This window comes from Bacillus sp. FJAT-45066 (genome assembly GCF_002335755.1).
GTDB lineage: Bacteria > Bacillota > Bacilli > Bacillales > Bacillaceae_I > Bacillus_CD > Bacillus_CD alkalisoli.
In genome coordinates this window covers 1,128,633-1,144,962 of sequence record NZ_NISQ01000001.1, presented here as the reverse complement: position 1 = coordinate 1,144,962, position 16,330 = coordinate 1,128,633, and the positions used below count along the sequence as shown (strand labels likewise).

Genomic DNA, 16,330 nt, shown 5'->3' with positions numbered 1-16,330 from the left:
GATATACAATTTACGGTGCAAATTTTAGCTCTATTAATTCTCCATATTTCTTTCTAACCATACAATGGATAACTTTGCCCAAATAGGTAAAATCATCTTTGGAAAAGCGTATGTGTTTTTTCTATGAATAAAGTAGTAGTCATTATTATTTAGCGTAGTCACTAAATCATTTGAAACATTAACTAATATAGGAATATAACCGAATTGATCCGCTTTTTTCGCAAAAACTATTAATGTTTCTACATCTAGCCTAGACGGTGATAATATTATTACTTTATCCATCCACTTTTGATAATAAATATATCCTTTTTTATCCTTATAGAAATATAATTCTTTCTTTGGAAAAAGCTTTCTTTTCTTTTCGGTAGACACTACAAACAATGGCGCACCAGCTTGTTTTTTTCTCCAAAACAACCCGAAATACACAATGATAATGGAGATGATGATACCTAGTGTCAGGTTATTTAATAGCGCCTGCTGATCTAATGAGAACAAGTCTTGCAGCATTCTTGGTACATATTTTTTAATATATGGTATTTGAATGGTTCCTACAAATACGTAACAAAGTGATATAAAACCTATAATAATGCTATCAATAATCGCTTTTTCCGGTGTATAGACTGTATTTATTCGATAAAATTGACTTCTTGCCGTTATTAGAAGTAGCAATGCTATAAGTAATAAAATAAAGTCTCCTATGTGAAAACCTTTAGATAAACTTAAAAATGCTCCAACAACTAAAACGAAAAGTGTAAAGTAGTATGCTCTTTTCGTTTGATCATAGATGGACCTCGCTAAAAATAATAAAGTAATTCCTATTGCAATAGAAATCTGTAAGGATACTTGCATCATCTGCATCGATAAAATCTCATTTGCCCATCTTAATCGATAGATAATCGTTGGCACTACTGGAAAAAGTAGTAATAGAACCCCTACTATAAGAACGCCAAAAGTCGAAATCCGGTGAGACAAAAAGGACAATGTCTGTTTATTTGGGATAATACGACTCCACATATTTTCTTTTTGTATAAAAAATACGAGTAAAAACGTACTAATAATAAAAGGCACAACATAATAAACTATTCGGTATAAAAGAAGAAGGGCAACAATTTTCTCTTCCGTAACTTGTAACGAAGCTAAACCGAACAATAATATGAAATCGAAAGCTCCTACTCCACCAGGTACCGTACTTAATAACCCTACAACTACCGCAAAGAAATACAGTATAAATAAATAGTAAATGTTCACATCAATCCCAAGCATGTAGGCAACTTGTAGAAAAAGGATAAAGGCTAAGATCCATTCTATAAACGAAACACCAATTAAGTTTAGTTGCTCCCTTATCTTTAACTGAAAGGAGAATGAACCTAAAAACAATACAAACGGCCCATACAAACACATGATTAGTAGTGGTATTTTCATAAACGGGTAACTTTCAATGATGATAGGATTCTTCCACTCACTCCATAAAACGAACCATGCAATAATGGACGGAAATATAATCATATATGGAAGAATTACCGTTACCCATTTTAATAATTTTTTCTTTTCCATTCCTTTTTGATAAAAAAATGATCTTAATCCAACACCAGCAAAGCCTCCGAAGCCTAGGAAATTGGCGTATGTATTAAAGCTAAACGACTTACCAAACAATTGATTAGGCTTTATGGACAATTTTTTTGTAATGTATACATCATAAAAGTACATGGAGGAAACAGCAAAACACCCTAAAAAAAGGATGTAAAAAAAGGAGAAAATTCCAATATCCTGTATTTTAGAGGTAACTAGTTCAAAATCTATATTATAAAATTGTTTTTTTCCTTCAACATATACAAAAACTAGTACAGTTATAGGAAGAATAACCTTTAATACGTTTAACAAATAAGTATTTTTTAACATGTTTAGCTTCCTTTACCATGTAAGCTATATAACTATTCCAAAAATACCATATTTTTCACGTGCTTACCATTGTATTTTTATACATTAAAATATTTATTTCTTACTTGAATCCGTTTCATAATGTACGACTACTAAACGAAAAACGAATAATAGTATCGTATACTGTATTTATACACCTTAATAAACGAACATATTATTTTTGTATATCACTAAAATATTCGTTTTTCATTAAACGAACCGTAATTATGAAATTGATTCACTTTCCTTTATTCCCAAAAAATGAAAACTAGAAACCAAAAAACGTTGTCACATTGCCTAGCCTACCAAACATATACTTATAATGGATGGAGGATTAGGTAAGAAAGCAGGTGTTTATGTATGGATAAAAAGAATGAGATGAAACGAAAAGAACCAACAGATCCAGCTTTTAACAATGTACTGCGCTCTATTGATGACTTTTTTCAACATTCGCCTCTTAAAGGAATTGTGGAACAAGTGGACGGATTTTTCCAAAGTGCAATCGCAAGTACTTCCTTTTCAGTGGAAACGTATGAAACGTCTAATGAGATGTATGTTATTAGTAAGATGCCTGGTGTAGCTAAAGACCAAATTACGATAGAAACATTTGATAAGTATTTAACGATCTCCGTTAAAAATGTGGAACAATCGGAGGGAAGTAACAGCAATCTGAATAGTTCGTTTAAAAGCTTTTCAGCCCAACATTCTACACGTACTATTCCATTGCCACCTTATGTAAAATCCCATTCTTTAAAAGCAACATATAAGGATGGATTATTAGAAATTATCATTCCTAAAAAAGTAAAGAAGCAGTTTAAAATTGAAGATTAAAAAAGGATGTAAAATGGTCTTAGCCATTCACATCCTTTTTTTCTTTAATTTTTATGGTTCTTGGATCCGTATTTCGGGTTTTCTTCTGGAGTAGTGTCTTTTTGTATGTCATATTCTTTCGCAAGTTCTGTGTCTTGGCGATTATTTGGATATTTATTTTTTCTTTCTCTATTATCATTGCGGGTTGTCATGCTTGTCACCTCTTATTGGTTTGGTTTGTTTTTCTTGCGCTCTTTTTTTACTTGTTTGCCTGTAAACTCATTACCAAATTCCATATTCGTCTTTTGCGGCTTATTTTTCTTTTGGCTCATTTCATCTCACCTCGAACTTATTTTTACTTATTGCCTGTTTTTTATGTTTTTAATTTATAGTTACCTTTATTTACATGAGGACATTTCCATAGTTTGACTTCTAGTCGAGGAAAGAATTATAGCTAGAAATTAGTTGATTTCAGCTGTAGGTGTGAGACTCCTGCGGGAAAGCGCGTCAAAAGAGACCCCACAGGCGCCAATAGCGCCGAGGAGTAGGTTTTTTCACGACTGTGAAAATAACCTTCCTTTTTAACGCCCGCGGAAAGCGAACACCTGTAGCTGAAGTCAACTTTTCAGACCATACTTTAATTATTAGTCTTTCATATAAAACAGTGATGAAATTAATTCCCATACATACGAACTGTCTAGATTATGAAAAATAAACATGAGGAGGTGGGACACAATGGACAATAAGAAAAAAGACGATCGCTTATATGTAGAACCATCTAATTCACCAACTTTAGTTATAAAAACAAATCTAGATTCACCTTCAGATGCTAAAGAAAATCCTTACTATACATCTTCTATGAATCATGAAGAAGCAGAGAAGTTTGAAGATTATTTTATGAATGGAAAGCAAAAAGGAGACTATCATGAATAAACCAATAGCCTATTTGCGCGAAATACTTGAACATTATGCAGATAATCAACAAATACCCCGTGAAATAATGTCTAAGCTTGAAAATGAATCTTTTCAGAGAGAACGCGACTTTGTTTTAACATTAAATGAACATGAAATAGAATTTTTAAATAATGTATTACCTAATGAAATAAACCATGCTATGGAAGCGGAAGACTTCCCGCGTGTTCAACAACTAAATGAAGTGTACGAGTTGTTGTAAAGGAGGATTTGTACTTGAGTTCAACGATAGATTATGACCGTTACATTAACATAAAGTTTCAAGAAGGTGCAATTGATAAAGTAGGCGTTAATGGCTGTCAGGTCGAGCATGTTATTGATATTTTAGTGGAGAAGCTAAAAGCGTATCAAGAAAACGAATTTCGAAGTATGGAAAATTCCATTGCCATCAACAACCTACAAAGTGCAAACTTCGCATTACACTGTCGTAGAGAAAGAATGGAAGATAAACATCGTAATGAATAATATAATAAGCGCTAGCTGTCAAAATTCAGCTGGCGCTTATTTTTTATGCTTTAAATGTAGCAGCGATTCCTTTGATCATTCCATTTAATTGATTGACAGTGTTCATCATTTGACCTGCTGTATCCATCATCTTTTTCATATCAATGTTACCATCTTGCCCTTTAAATTGATTTAAAATGGCATTAAACTGCTTCGGCTGTTGCACTTGTTGTTGGTTTTGTGTTGGATATGGGTTCATAAATGGTGACGCAGCGTTCCACATACTCTGTGGTGAGGCCTGTGGTGTTGCCTGTTGATCATAATACTGAAACGGACTTTGCCAATTTCCATTATGCGCTTGGGGCATCGGTTGATTTTGAAACGGGAAACCTCCTTGGAATGGCATGAATTGATTTTGTAAATGTGGTTGGTTCCACCCACTACCCATTCCTTGCATTGGAAATCCCCCCCACTGTTGTTGATTCATATATGGATGTTGATATCCAAACCCACCTGAAAAGTTGTTCATCCACCCTAAAGGGTTATTTGGAAATCGCTCTAATGGCAAATGTCTAGGTGAAATTTGCCTTTTCCTAAACATTTATATCCCTCCTCACTTTTTCTCTATTCTTATTTTATGAGATTCACCTATAATTGGTGCCTATATCAAAAAATGCTAATTATGTCCCCTTTTGTCGGAAGTCTCATTTTTCTAAAATCAAAGAATCTTTTTTATACATGATAAAATAAAGGTAACTTTAATCAGGGGGGATGAAAGTTGCTATTAGATGAATTACGTTTGAAGTTTGTTACTTGTAAGGGGTATGAGCCAATGGAAGAAAATGAACTATTGGACTATGCAAGACAGCTTTATTTAAAAGGAGAGCTTATGCTTTTTCAATATCGACAACTTGTAAAAGGGCTTGAATTAAACGGAGCAACTTTACCACAATTTCTTGAAGTGAATTAATTGTGTCCGTTTCATAATGTATGACTACTATACGAAAAACGAATGATAGCATCGTATTATGTATTTACACTTTTTAATAAACGAACATATTAATTTGTATTACACTAAGATATTCGTTTTTCATTAAACGAACCGTAATTATGAAATTGATTAGAATAACTAGTGCAGGTGGGCTTAGCCACCTGCTTTTATTTTTATTTTTGCCAATAATTTTATAGGTGTTTTACTGTAGATATAGGAAAAATTATAAGAGTAATGTAGAAATTTCTAAGGGGGGGCTTTTAAATGGCTAGAGGGAAAAACTTTCAACATCAGAAAAAAGGACATACACCTACAATTGGTGCGCAACCAGCGGAACGAAAAGTGTTTGAAAAGGTGGAATATGCAATTGAACCTGTAGCAAGTGAAGGAGATCGTCCTGTAACAATTCAAGTGGAAAAAGAATAATCTTCATATAAAAATGGGAAGCATTATTTTGCTTCCCACTTGTTATTTACATCTTCTAATACGTATTTTATAGACTGAATCATCGATTGAAAACGTTTTTTCTTCGTATCTGGATAAAAACATTGAACAGAAACTAATTGTATATTTTCTGCTGTGTTTTCAATTTGACTCTCATGTAAGTACTTTGGTTTATTATCTTTAACCCATTGGGTTGTGGATATTTTCCATTGTTCTGTAAGTGCATGAACCCTATCAGCATATGGTTTTACTTCTAGAAAGAAATCTGGTTGTTCACCCTTTTCTATTTTCCCTTGAAGTATTGATTCCAATTTATTAACTTCCGATAATAATTCATTATTAAGTTTAACTAGTTTTTTTTCCGTGTGCACAAAATTCACCTCTATTACTTATCCTATCATAAGCAATAAAATTTATTAAGAGGATAAAGCAGCTTGTGCATACACTTTTAGTGGCTTTTTTCTTTGTAAAGATTCTTCCTTCATTATACGTTCCATATCATCTATCGTTTCATGTAATTGTTCAATACGTTTTTTTATTTCGTTTTCAATATATTCTTTTTCGTCCTGCACTTTTTTAGCCATCGTTAATTCTAATGTATCTAAAGTATCGAATAATGTATCAATCTGCTTTAAAGTTTCATCACGAGAAATAAGATTGTTCATTTGTTACCTCTCCTCCACTCTTTGTTACCCTACAAATTCAACGAAAAATGGCCACTCCCTTCTCACCTGACAAAACTAGAATTAATTCGTCAAAGAAAGTGCAATTTCTCCTTTTTCTTTATCTATATTCTGCATGTTTCTAACTAATAAGGAAAACTTATTAGTGGAGGTGTGTAAAATGGCTAAGCATAATAATAGTAAACAACAGGAACAGCAGAAGCAGCAAAAGGGTCGTGAAAATGCTCCAGGCTATGAAGATAAAAAGCTAGGCGGTCCAAACAGACCGTCAACTTAATGAACGCTTTATGAGGATCATTTTAGTTGCTATTTTTATGTAAAGTGGTCCTCCTTTCTGCTATGCAGACCAACTTGACTGGTTTTTCCGCTATAGATGGTCCTCATTAACGCTATGATGACCATCTTGGCTGGTTTTTCTGCTAAAGATGGTCCTCAATACTGCTATGACTACCATCTTATTTCGTACTTTGAATAAAAGTGGTCCTCATATTCCAAGTTTGCACAACCGCTTGTTCTCACTATCGGCAATATTCCTCGTTTATCTACTAAAACAAACAGCAACTACCTTTTATCTCTTAACACCCAATTATTTAAAGCAATTAACCCATGTAGCTCGTTTTGCTTATGTAAAAACCAATGTGTAAGCGGATTTGGATGTTTAGCTTTTTCTTCCACAATGGCATTCCAGTTTGATATTTTTTTGTGCTGCTTAAAAACCCAATCTTCTTGGACGACTGGAACATGTTGAACAATATCGTAAGCAACTCTTAAAAATGGCGTTTGTCTTGTAAAGTTTTTGTGTAAATACTTTTCATAGTCGTAACGAGAACCTGTATGGACTGTTTTTTTCGAAAAAGAATAAAACTTCATAAATAACTCAGGATGAAATAGAATGTTAGAAAGCTGCTTTCCTAATAAAATCCGATTATTTATGTTTTTAAAATGGTAAACTGAATGACCATATAATTCACCATCCAACGTTGGAAACACAACACAACTAAAATGTCCTATATCTTGAAGGATAAACGCAAGCGATTGGAATACATCTTTTTGAAGGGATGGATTTTTAATAACAGGATGGTCTATCATGTTTTGTTCATTAATAATGAGGGAAGTAACTAATCGTTCCTCATTTTTGCAAGACCAAAAGACTTCCCACTCTTGTTCCATAAATACTGAAACAGAAAATGCATGTAATAGGTGGAAAAGCGATGTTCCTAATTTTTTTGAGAGTTCATATAATAGAAGCTGTGGATAGGCATCTTGAAAGATGATCCAGTTGGCGCGTTCATATGTGAAAAATAGTCTATCTCGTTGTTGTTCATCTAATGCTAGCGTAAACCATCTTCCTTTTAAATCGGTCATGTTCCATCCTGCATTACGAGAAACCATACTAGCAAGAAACGACCACTTTATTTCCGGATTTGAATAGAAAAAGTTAGCATACGCCTCCGTCCTAGACACATTGTCGACATTAAATTTTACTGTATTTTTTTTAATTTCAGTGATAAACTTATTTTCTTGATGGGAGTATTTATATTTTTTTCGTTTATTTTTAATGTTTTCATAGGCTAAATTAGTATTTCGAAAGAACAAAATGCATCCCAACTCTCCGTATGGTGATAAAATAAGTTGAATAGTAGTGTGTAGTTTTTACTTATAGGGGGAAATTTATGAATATAAGGTATCCTAACGGAAAGCTTTATGAGCAAAAAAATGCTCCTACTAAGCAAGCTCAACAAAAAGTACAATATGGTAACCGAGGCATGTCGTTAGAGGAAGATTTACATGAAACGAATCTGTATTATTTAAACAGACAAATTGCCGTTATACATAAAAAACCGACACCAGTGCAAATTGTACAAGTTGACTACCCACAAAGGAGTGCAGCTGTCATTAAAGAAGCTTATTTCAAATTAGCTTCCACAACCGATTTTAACGGGGTATACAAAGGAAGATATGTTGATTTTGAGGCAAAGGAAACAAAAAATAAAACATCCTTTCCATTACAAAACTTCCATGAGCATCAAATAAGTCATATGAAAGATGTGTTGAAACAAAATGGAATTTGTTTCGTCATATTAATGTTCAGTGTTTTAAACGAAGTGTACTTATTACCTGCAGAAAAGCTTTTAGATTATTGGGATAGAAAAGCATCTGGGGGTAGAAAGTCTATTACTAAAGCGGAAATAGAACAAGATGGCTACCTCTTACCTATTGGCTATCAACCTAGAATTGACTATATTAAAGTTATAGACAAGTTGTACTGCTAACCTTCGTAGCAAGACACTTTTGGAGAAAGGCAGGTATTTTTATGTCAGAAAAAAATAATTCAAGAGAAGCAAGACGGAAAGAGCTCGTAGCTGAAAAAGCTAAAAATGGCGGTTCCAAAAAGAAAAAAGTATCTAGTATTCTAAAAAAGGTAATTTTAATTGGTTTTTTACTCGGTCTTGCTGGTTTACTAGTTGGTGTGGCCACATTTGCCTATTATGTTAAAGATACACCACCACTAGATGAAACACTCTTAAAAGTAGCAGTGCGATCAACAGTTATGGATAAAGATGGGGAATTAGCTGCAGAGCTTGGAAGTCACGAAGCAAGAGAAGTTGTTTCCTTTAATGATATTCCTCAAGAAGTAATAGATGCATTTTTAGCTACAGAAGATGTTCGTTTTTTTGAACATAACGGTGTAGATTATCGTCGTTTAGCTGGCGCTGTAGTCGCGAATATTACAGGTGGGTTTGGAGCACAAGGTGGTAGTACCATTACACAACAACTTGTGAAACTTTCCTTTCTAACAGAAGAAAAAACGTTAAGACGTAAAGCACAGGAATTTTATTTAGCTTATCAATTAGAAGGCCGTTTTTCAAAAGAAGAAATTTTAGAGATGTACTTAAATAAAATCTTCTTTTCTAACCGATCTTATGGTATTCAAACAGCTGCTCAAAATTATTATGGAAAAGAATTAGATGAATTAGAACTGCATGAAATTGCGATGTTAGCTGGTCTTCCGCAGAGTCCTAATCCGTATAACCCGAAACGTAATCCTGAAAATGCAGAACGCAGAAGAAATGTCGTACTGCACTTAATGGTTATGCACGGGAAAATTACAGAAGCTGAGGCAGAAGAAGCAAGAAATGTACCAGTAACAGAAACACTTGTCGAAGGTTCAGAAACAAACCGATATGCTAACCGTTACGATGCATTTATTGATAGAGTTGTGGATGAGATTAGTGAAAAATTAGGTGAACAAATTAATCCTAACACAGATGGTCTTCAAATTTTCACAACCTTAGATCAAAATGCACAGCAACATGTAGAGCTCCTGATATCGGATGAAAGCCCTGTAAAACATAAAGACAACGAAGATTACCAAATTGGTATTACGCTCTTAGATACAAAATCTGGTGCAATCAGAGCTATAGGTGGTGCGCGTAACTATGTTAAAACAGGTACGAACTACGCTACCGATGAACCAATCCAACCAGGTTCTGCTATTAAGCCAATTTTAGATTACGGACCTGCAATAGAACACCTTCAATGGTCAACATATCATCAAATAAATGATGAAGCTCACAATTACACTGAAGGTGAAAAGAACGCTATTCGTAACTGGGATGATAATTTTAAAGGTTGGATGAGTATGAGACAACATATCGTTGAGTCTCGTAACGTTCCAGCTGTAAAAGCTTTACAAGAGGTTGGAAAAGAAAAAGCACGAGATTTTGCGACAAAAATTGGTGTTTCTATTCCTGAAAACTATACAGAAGCGTATTCTCTAGGTGGGTTCTCATCAGGAACAACTACATTAGAACTCGCAGGTGCTTTTGCTAGTTTTGGTAATGAAGGTGTTTACACAGAACCTTATGCGGTAACAAAAGTCGTCTTCCCTGATGGAACGACTGTTAACTTAAACAATCAACCAGAAATAGCAATGAAAGATTCTACTGCGTTCATGATTACGGATATGCTAAAGTCTGCTCTACGTGATCCTGGAAACGTTGCAGGTTCGGCTAATGTTCCTGGCTTAAATGTGGCAGGAAAATCGGGTACAACAAACTTTGATGCCCAAACACGTGAGAGATTGAATCATCCATCAGGAGCTGTACCAAGTGTTATTTTCTCGGGTTATACACCAACATACACAGCTGCAATATGGGCTGGATTTAAACGTATGGGTACTGATAATTATTTACGCTCACAAGAAGAACGTCGTGCAGCGAGAGATTTATTTAAAAATTTAATCTCCCATGTGTCGACAAAAGATGCGGATAAAGCGGACTTCCGAGTACCGAACAGTGTTGTTCGTGTAGCAATAGAGAAAGGCTCGAACCCTCCGCTTCTTGCTAGTGAGTTTACTCCTAAAGATAAGATAACGAATGAGTATTTTATTAGAGGAACAGAACCGACTAAAGTTTCCACGGAATTCGAGCGTTTAGATGCGCCTAGCGGTTTAACTGTTGTATATGATGAAGAAAAAGATGAAGTGTTAGTAAACTGGCAATATGACGGAAGCTTGTTAGATAAAGTTAGCTTTGAAGTCAAAGCTACCGTTAATGATGGCAACGCTCAGATCTTAACTGTAACAAAAGACCTTGGTGTTATTATTGAATCACCTCAACCAGGAAGCAGAATTAAGGTCGAGGTAACCGCCCTTCTAACTGAAGCGGAAGAAAAGCGTAGTGAAACATCTACTCAAACTGTTAACATCCCTGAGTTAGTGGAAGAAGAGGAAGAAATTATTATCGAAATTCCAGACCCTCTCCCCCCTCCTGATGACGACGAGGATGATGATGACGATGACGATGATGACGACGATACGAACGAAGAAAATACAAACCGTAATAACAGAAGAAATAATGACAACGATGATGACGACGACGAATAATCTCTGACCGAGAAAAACCGTACTCTAAAAAGTAGAGTACGGTTTTTTACATGCTATTTTGATAAATGACTTATAAAAACACAACTGCTACACCAGCTCCAATGGCAAACGCTGTTAGAAATGCTTCCGCCCCTTTAGATAGTCCTGATACGAAATGTCCTACCATTAAATCCCGGACGGCATTCGTTATTAATAAACCAGGAACAAGTGGCATAACCGATCCGATAATTATTTTATCTAACTCGTATCCTAAACCAATCTCTACCGTGTAAAAAGCAAGAAATCCAATTATTAAAGACGCCATAAATTCAGCGAAAAACTTCACATTAGAGTAGTGTTGAATGAGAAGCAAGCTACTGTACCCTACTCCACCAATAATAAAAGCAGGTATAAAATCCTGTAATATCCCTTTGAACATAATTAAAAATGCTCCACTAACTAAAGAGGCAGCTAATATTTGAATTGGTATAGAAAATTGCAAATTCGTGTTTTGTAGTGTTTTTAACGCTTCATGGGCCTCTTCTAACGTTAATTCACCGTTCGTAATTTTCCTCGAAATATCATTTACTTTTTCTACTTTTTCTAAGTCAGTTGTTCGATTATTAATTCTTACTAGTTGAGTAGGATTAATATCTTTTAAAGAAACAATAATTCCAGTTGGAGTGACAAATGTGTGTGGATCTTCTACGCCAAAAGCTTTTGCCATTCTTGTCATCGTGTCTTCTACTCGATACGTCTCTGCCCCACTCTCCATCATTATTTTTCCAGCGAGTAAACAGATGGAAACGACTGATTTTACTTCTTCTAATTCTTTTTTCTCCATTTATGACACACCTTGCTTCAAACGATTCTCTTTAGAGTGGACAATAATTCTCATAACAATTTGTACGAACACTTCTGCAAAAACAAGTCCCATTGCAATAGCTCCTGATATCATGAACGCCTTTGCTGCAAGCGGAATAGCGGCAAGATAATCATTTTGTGCGACATGTCGCATCGTATTGTATGCTAGTCCACCAGGTACTAATGGAATAATTCCTGCAACACTATAAATAATCATAGGCTTGCGATATCTTCTCGCAAAAATCAAGCCAATTAACGCAACGACAAATGCCCCAACGAAAGAAGCGATAACGGTATCAATTCCAGCATCGGCTAATGTGATATAAAACATCCACCCTACCATTCCAACAATACCACAGTGAACTAATGCTTTTCGAGGAGCATTAAAAATCACTCCGAATCCGGCAGATGCAATGAAACTAAAAAATAACTGTCCGAAAATATATAACATGGTATCCCTCATTTCAAATCCAATATGCTTTATGTAATATTACTTATTATAACTTGAAATGTTGGAAAATCTAGTAATCGTTATTTGATCGATAATTTGATATATATCTTTTCACTATTCAATTTGCTTTGTGCGCTTTGAATTAGTTCTTTTTCTAGTTTTTCTAATAAGGTTTCATTGATTTCTTCTAAGGAGTATTGAGAAAAGCTTTGTTGTAAACGCTCCTCAAATTGCTCATGTACATTATTATAAAAGTAAGAATGAAGATGAAAGATATTGAATTGCATTTCTTCATCTATATCCCTTCTGTAATCAGAGAAATAAGACCTAAGTTTAGTCGGGTTTCGCTCTTTAAAAGAATAGGTTAAAAAAACTTTTAACGTCTTTTCATCTTGCGTTTGGAGTTCATAATCTAATACAGGATCTTGATAATCTAACATTACCATTAGTATGTCTTTATCTGTAGTAAGTAAATACAATCCGTTTCTTTTAACTTCTATAACCTTATTTTTACTAGTAATGTATATTTCATGATCTTTTTCTGGATAATATGTTTCGTATAAACTAAATATAAAGATACATGCAAGAATTGCAGAAACATAGCTTAATATTTTTGGAATTTCTTTATAACGAATTTTATATTTATGTATGATCCATTCAGACAGTGCAATAAAAGGTGTAATGGCGAGAATAAATATGATTGGATAAAACAAAACGTGATATAACAATGGGTGGATGGTAATTGTCATATTTTAAATATTTCCCCTTCTTTTTTAATTTCAAAAAAACCTTTCCTAATTGAGTTAGTTTCATAATGTACAATCACTAAACAAAAAACGAATATTATACCTATTCTTTCATATAAATAACGTTTTATATCGAACGTTATTTAATTATAATAAACGGTACATTCGTTTTTCACTAAACGAACAGTAATTATGAAATTGATTCAATAATAAGAAAGGCTTCATTCTTTAATTTGGTTCTTCTAGTTTTTTCACTTCTAATTCTAATCTAATTTGTTCTAAGACTACTTTCTCTTTTTCAAGTTCTATTTCTTTTTCTTTCAAACTTGCTTTTAGTTTACTTTGGTACATGCTTTGTCCTACGCCACCAATTATGGCTGTAATGACAATAATAAATATGAACAATTCCAATAAATTCACCTCAAGTGTTGGTAGTTAGTTTTTAGTTTTTGATAAAAAGCCTTTACCATTTCATCCACTGTATTATTACCATTGTAATGAACTAAGTATACTTTTTCATCTTTACGAGCAATAAAAGAACGACTATATGTAGTTTCTTCTATCCATAATTCATCAAACCACTCATGCTCATAAGGTTGAGGATTTCGTGTTTCATAATTATATTCTACTAAAGTAGGAAAAAACCTTTTTGCTAGCCGTTCATTCATCAATTCATATCCATATGAAATATGTGAGTAAGTTTCTCCATTAAAGGTTATATACTCTTTTAATTGATACTGTTTCGGAACAAGTATACTTGAACTTTCTGCATAATAATTTGAATGACCATCATCTATTCTTGAGATATGATTTTCCTGTATTACATCAGACAATTGAAATAGAGGCAAGGTTTCGTTTGGCACTGGTACCCGAGTATGCCAGAATGAAGATTGCATATTATTATATGGTATGGCTAAGTTCAAAGCGCTTATACAAAACACGATTAGTATAATTAGTAAATTACGGTTTTCAATTGATTGATACGGTTTCCTATTTTTGCCTACCTCTTTGTTATGTACGTATTTTAATAGCTTGTTAAGTTTTTGAACTCCTGTGAACATATAAAAGGAAATAGCTGAAAAGCCAAAAATCATTATTAATCCGGATAGAAAATTGTCATCTATATAATTTCCAATAGGATTAATTTGCAGACCAATTAAAGATATAATGATAATAATTATGCTTAAAAAGGCTATTAATATCGTCCTAATAGTTTGTGAACTTTTAAGTTTATTGAGTGCTTCCAAATGCTCTTTCTGATCAGTAAATAATTCCGTGTTATTTTCGCTTCTAAAGAATTGAATATTTGCCCTTGAACCGATGTGATCCCAACCTGCATCACGATAAAAGGTGAATTTTTCGTGGTCTGTTTTTTTGAAAACATCATATCGAAAAGTACAACTTACAGGTTCCGTTTTCTCAAAAACAGAGTAGAAGTTATTAATTTTCATTAGTTTCCAACCTTGTGACGCCATATGTTCATACATTGCCTCGTGCTCTCGTATGTCCCAATAATCGAGTAGGTGTATTTTTCTTTTTATCTTTTTCCCCATCCTCTTTCCCCTTTTTCTAGAATTACTTTCCCGTCCAACACCAAGTTAGAAATTCTATAATACTCTTGTTCTAATGCTTCTTTTCCTTTAAAGGTTATTTCATATACCTTTCTTCTTCCATCGGACTCTTTTAAGTAAATGTAATGTTCCACCTCATGTAATCTCTTTAAAATGCCATACAAAGTTCCTGGCCCTATATCTATTCTACCTTTGGAGAGTTGATTCACTTTTTCTAATACAGCATAACCATGCAACGGCTCATACAAAGATAACAATACGTAATACATTGCCTCTGTTATAGGTTCATGTTTCAATGCAAACTCCCCTCCATATACCATTGTATTATGTCTGACGATATATCGTTTTACATAATAATATAACTTACAACATTTTCCTGTCAATAAGATTACGAGAATAGTAGAGACACTTGTAATGTTCCTGAAATAAAAATAACCAGGCCGGTTTGGTTGGCCTGGTTTAACTGGATTGTTTGGTTGTATTATCCCACTTGTGCTTTTGCAAATTGTACTAACTTATCATATTTATCTATTTCGTCTTGTAAGACTGTTTTTTCTTCTAAAATGAAGTTTTTAGGTTGTGCAAAGTCAATTTGTGCTTTTGCTGTAAATGTATATGTGGCGTTTCCGATTAAATGGATGATATACTCCCCATCATCTTTACTATTTACTACGCACTGTACCATACCACCTTTGTTAAAAACATTGATAATATCGTTTATTTTGTTTATTCCAAGTACACAAGTAACAAGGCTTGAAGCAGACATAGCTGTACCACAAGCGTTCGTAAATCCTACACCTCGTTCGTAAGTTAAAACAAAGATAGAAGAGTTTTCAAGAGGTTTCACAAAACTAACGTTTACCCCTTTTGGAAAAACGTCTTTATTATTATTAGCTTTTTCCGCTACTTCTTTAAAATACATTTCATCGTACTCTTCCACTATCGTAACGATGTGGGGATTTGGTACACTTAGTCCAGTAAAAGTTAAATCAGAAGATATAGCTTCAATCTTCTCATCTGTTAACTCCACTTTATTATTCAACTCCATAGGTAGTGTTTGTAAATGCAATGAAACTGGCGATATTTCTACTTGATACGTATCAATCTCATCATAAATATCATCTACTTTTTTCACTTCTAAAATAGCTTTCATTGTTTCAATTTGCACTACACCTTTCCCAAGTTGATCAATGATAAACCTTGCTGCACATCGTAAACCGTTTCCACACATTTCTGCTTCGGAACCGTCTGGATTAAACATTCGATACTTCGCATCAGCAACTTCACTTTTTGATAAAAAAAGAATGCCATCCGCACCTATTGTACTATTTCTGTTGCAAAAAGACTTAGACAATTCCACTCTCTGCTCTTCTGTAAATCGATAGTTCTTTTTCTTTTCATCAATCATGATAAAATCATTACCTGAACCGTGGCATTTAATAAATTCTATTTGCATTTAGAACCCTACTTTCTAGTTGGATATTGTTATTTATGTGAATTAATTCCATAATTACTGTTCGTTTAGTGAAAAACGAATGTTCTGTTATTATAATTAGGCTGTGTTAAAGTT

The 16,330-nt window shown here is 33.9% G+C and carries 21 protein-coding genes; 8 read left to right on the top strand and 13 right to left on the bottom strand.

All coding sequences use genetic code 11. The annotated features are described in order from the left end of the window. Nucleotides 1-33 precede the first annotated feature (33 nt). Complete coding sequence (locus CDZ92_RS05810; protein ID WP_096154311.1) at nucleotides 34-1,899, bottom strand: lysylphosphatidylglycerol synthase domain-containing protein; 1,866 nt, start codon at nucleotides 1,897-1,899, stop codon at nucleotides 34-36. Nucleotides 1,900-2,277: 378 nt separating this feature from the next. Here CDZ92_RS05810 and CDZ92_RS05805 point away from each other — a divergent pair, with 378 nt between their 5' ends. Further along, on the top strand, nucleotides 2,278-2,748 hold the full coding sequence (locus CDZ92_RS05805; RefSeq protein WP_096154310.1) for an Hsp20/alpha crystallin family protein: 471 nt from the start codon (nucleotides 2,278-2,280) through the stop codon (nucleotides 2,746-2,748). Between the two features lie 44 nt (nucleotides 2,749-2,792). On the opposite strand, the gene CDZ92_RS19870 is transcribed toward CDZ92_RS05805, so the two are convergent. Continuing rightward, on the bottom strand, nucleotides 2,793-2,939 hold the full coding sequence (locus CDZ92_RS19870; protein ID WP_176483722.1) for a hypothetical protein: 147 nt from the start codon (nucleotides 2,937-2,939) through the stop codon (nucleotides 2,793-2,795). A 523-nt stretch (nucleotides 2,940-3,462) separates the two neighbouring features. Here CDZ92_RS19870 and CDZ92_RS05800 point away from each other — a divergent pair. Genes CDZ92_RS05800 through CDZ92_RS05790 form a run of 3 tightly spaced genes read left to right on the top strand, consistent with a single transcriptional unit; the run spans nucleotide 3,463 to nucleotide 4,164 of the window. Continuing rightward, entirely contained in the window at nucleotides 3,463-3,660 is a 198-nt protein-coding gene (locus CDZ92_RS05800) for a hypothetical protein (protein ID WP_176483721.1), read from the top strand. Next, a complete protein-coding gene (locus tag CDZ92_RS05795) occupies nucleotides 3,653-3,901 on the top strand; it encodes a sporulation protein (RefSeq protein WP_096154308.1) in 249 nt (82 codons plus the stop codon). The genes CDZ92_RS05800 and CDZ92_RS05795 overlap by 8 nt, the downstream gene beginning before the upstream one ends. A gap of 14 nt (nucleotides 3,902-3,915) precedes the next feature. Further along, nucleotides 3,916-4,164 (top strand): hypothetical protein, encoded by a 249-nt coding sequence (locus CDZ92_RS05790; RefSeq protein ID WP_096154307.1) that lies wholly within the window; start codon nucleotides 3,916-3,918, stop codon nucleotides 4,162-4,164. Between the two features lie 43 nt (nucleotides 4,165-4,207). Here CDZ92_RS05790 and CDZ92_RS05785 read toward each other — a convergent pair whose 3' ends face one another. Beyond that, a complete protein-coding gene (locus CDZ92_RS05785; RefSeq protein ID WP_096154306.1) occupies nucleotides 4,208-4,744 on the bottom strand; it encodes a YppG family protein in 537 nt (178 codons plus the stop codon). Nucleotides 4,745-4,921: 177 nt separating this feature from the next. Here CDZ92_RS05785 and yppF point away from each other — a divergent pair, with 177 nt between their 5' ends. Beyond that, nucleotides 4,922-5,113 (top strand): YppF family protein, encoded by a 192-nt coding sequence (gene yppF / locus CDZ92_RS05780; protein ID WP_096154305.1) that lies wholly within the window; start codon nucleotides 4,922-4,924, stop codon nucleotides 5,111-5,113. 285 nt (nucleotides 5,114-5,398) lie between these two features. Continuing rightward, nucleotides 5,399-5,560, top strand: coding sequence for a hypothetical protein (locus CDZ92_RS19865; protein WP_176483720.1), 162 nt, complete (start codon nucleotides 5,399-5,401; stop codon nucleotides 5,558-5,560). Between the two features lie 23 nt (nucleotides 5,561-5,583). Here CDZ92_RS19865 and CDZ92_RS05775 read toward each other — a convergent pair whose 3' ends face one another. The 3 genes from CDZ92_RS05775 to CDZ92_RS05765 all read right to left on the bottom strand — a co-directional run bounded on the left by CDZ92_RS05775 (nucleotide 5,584) and on the right by CDZ92_RS05765 (nucleotide 7,857). Further along, nucleotides 5,584-5,949 carry a YppE family protein gene (locus CDZ92_RS05775; RefSeq protein WP_176483719.1) on the bottom strand — a complete coding sequence of 122 codons (366 nt, stop codon included), beginning with the start codon at nucleotides 5,947-5,949 and terminating at the stop codon, nucleotides 5,584-5,586. Between the two features lie 45 nt (nucleotides 5,950-5,994). Further along, complete coding sequence (locus tag CDZ92_RS05770) at nucleotides 5,995-6,243, bottom strand: hypothetical protein (RefSeq protein ID WP_096154303.1); 249 nt, start codon at nucleotides 6,241-6,243, stop codon at nucleotides 5,995-5,997. 579 nt (nucleotides 6,244-6,822) lie between these two features. Next, a complete protein-coding gene (locus CDZ92_RS05765) occupies nucleotides 6,823-7,857 on the bottom strand; it encodes a DUF2515 family protein (protein WP_441296492.1) in 1,035 nt (344 codons plus the stop codon). Between the two features lie 77 nt (nucleotides 7,858-7,934). Between CDZ92_RS05765 and recU the strand changes: the two genes are divergently transcribed. Both recU and CDZ92_RS05755 read left to right on the top strand, forming a co-directional pair. Then, nucleotides 7,935-8,534 carry a Holliday junction resolvase RecU gene (gene recU / locus CDZ92_RS05760; protein ID WP_096154302.1) on the top strand — a complete coding sequence of 200 codons (600 nt, stop codon included), beginning with the start codon at nucleotides 7,935-7,937 and terminating at the stop codon, nucleotides 8,532-8,534. 41 nt (nucleotides 8,535-8,575) lie between these two features. After that, entirely contained in the window at nucleotides 8,576-11,149 is a 2,574-nt protein-coding gene (locus CDZ92_RS05755) for a transglycosylase domain-containing protein (protein WP_096154301.1), read from the top strand. A 70-nt stretch (nucleotides 11,150-11,219) separates the two neighbouring features. On the opposite strand, the gene CDZ92_RS05750 is transcribed toward CDZ92_RS05755, so the two are convergent. The 7 genes from CDZ92_RS05750 to dapF all read right to left on the bottom strand — a co-directional run bounded on the left by CDZ92_RS05750 (nucleotide 11,220) and on the right by dapF (nucleotide 16,216). After that, nucleotides 11,220-11,972 carry a threonine/serine exporter family protein gene (locus tag CDZ92_RS05750; protein ID WP_096154300.1) on the bottom strand — a complete coding sequence of 251 codons (753 nt, stop codon included), beginning with the start codon at nucleotides 11,970-11,972 and terminating at the stop codon, nucleotides 11,220-11,222. Then, the gene (locus tag CDZ92_RS05745) at nucleotides 11,973-12,443 is read right to left on the bottom strand and encodes a threonine/serine exporter family protein (RefSeq protein ID WP_096154299.1); all 471 of its coding nucleotides are present in this window, start codon (nucleotides 12,441-12,443) and stop codon (nucleotides 11,973-11,975) included. Nucleotides 12,444-12,523: 80 nt separating this feature from the next. Beyond that, the gene (locus CDZ92_RS05740; RefSeq protein ID WP_096154298.1) at nucleotides 12,524-13,192 is read right to left on the bottom strand and encodes a hypothetical protein; all 669 of its coding nucleotides are present in this window, start codon (nucleotides 13,190-13,192) and stop codon (nucleotides 12,524-12,526) included. 225 nt (nucleotides 13,193-13,417) lie between these two features. Further along, entirely contained in the window at nucleotides 13,418-13,600 is a 183-nt protein-coding gene (locus tag CDZ92_RS05735; RefSeq protein ID WP_096154297.1) for a hypothetical protein, read from the bottom strand. Nucleotides 13,601-13,605: 5 nt separating this feature from the next. After that, entirely contained in the window at nucleotides 13,606-14,742 is a 1,137-nt protein-coding gene (locus CDZ92_RS05730; RefSeq protein WP_096154296.1) for a DUF2812 domain-containing protein, read from the bottom strand. Then, nucleotides 14,727-15,056, bottom strand: coding sequence for a PadR family transcriptional regulator (locus CDZ92_RS05725; RefSeq protein ID WP_227521488.1), 330 nt, complete (start codon nucleotides 15,054-15,056; stop codon nucleotides 14,727-14,729). The genes CDZ92_RS05730 and CDZ92_RS05725 overlap by 16 nt, the downstream gene beginning before the upstream one ends. Before the next feature lie 185 nt (nucleotides 15,057-15,241). Next, nucleotides 15,242-16,216, bottom strand: a complete 975-nt coding sequence (gene dapF / locus CDZ92_RS05720; RefSeq protein WP_096154294.1) for a diaminopimelate epimerase — start codon at nucleotides 16,214-16,216, stop codon at nucleotides 15,242-15,244. Nucleotides 16,217-16,330: the final 114 nt, after the last annotated feature.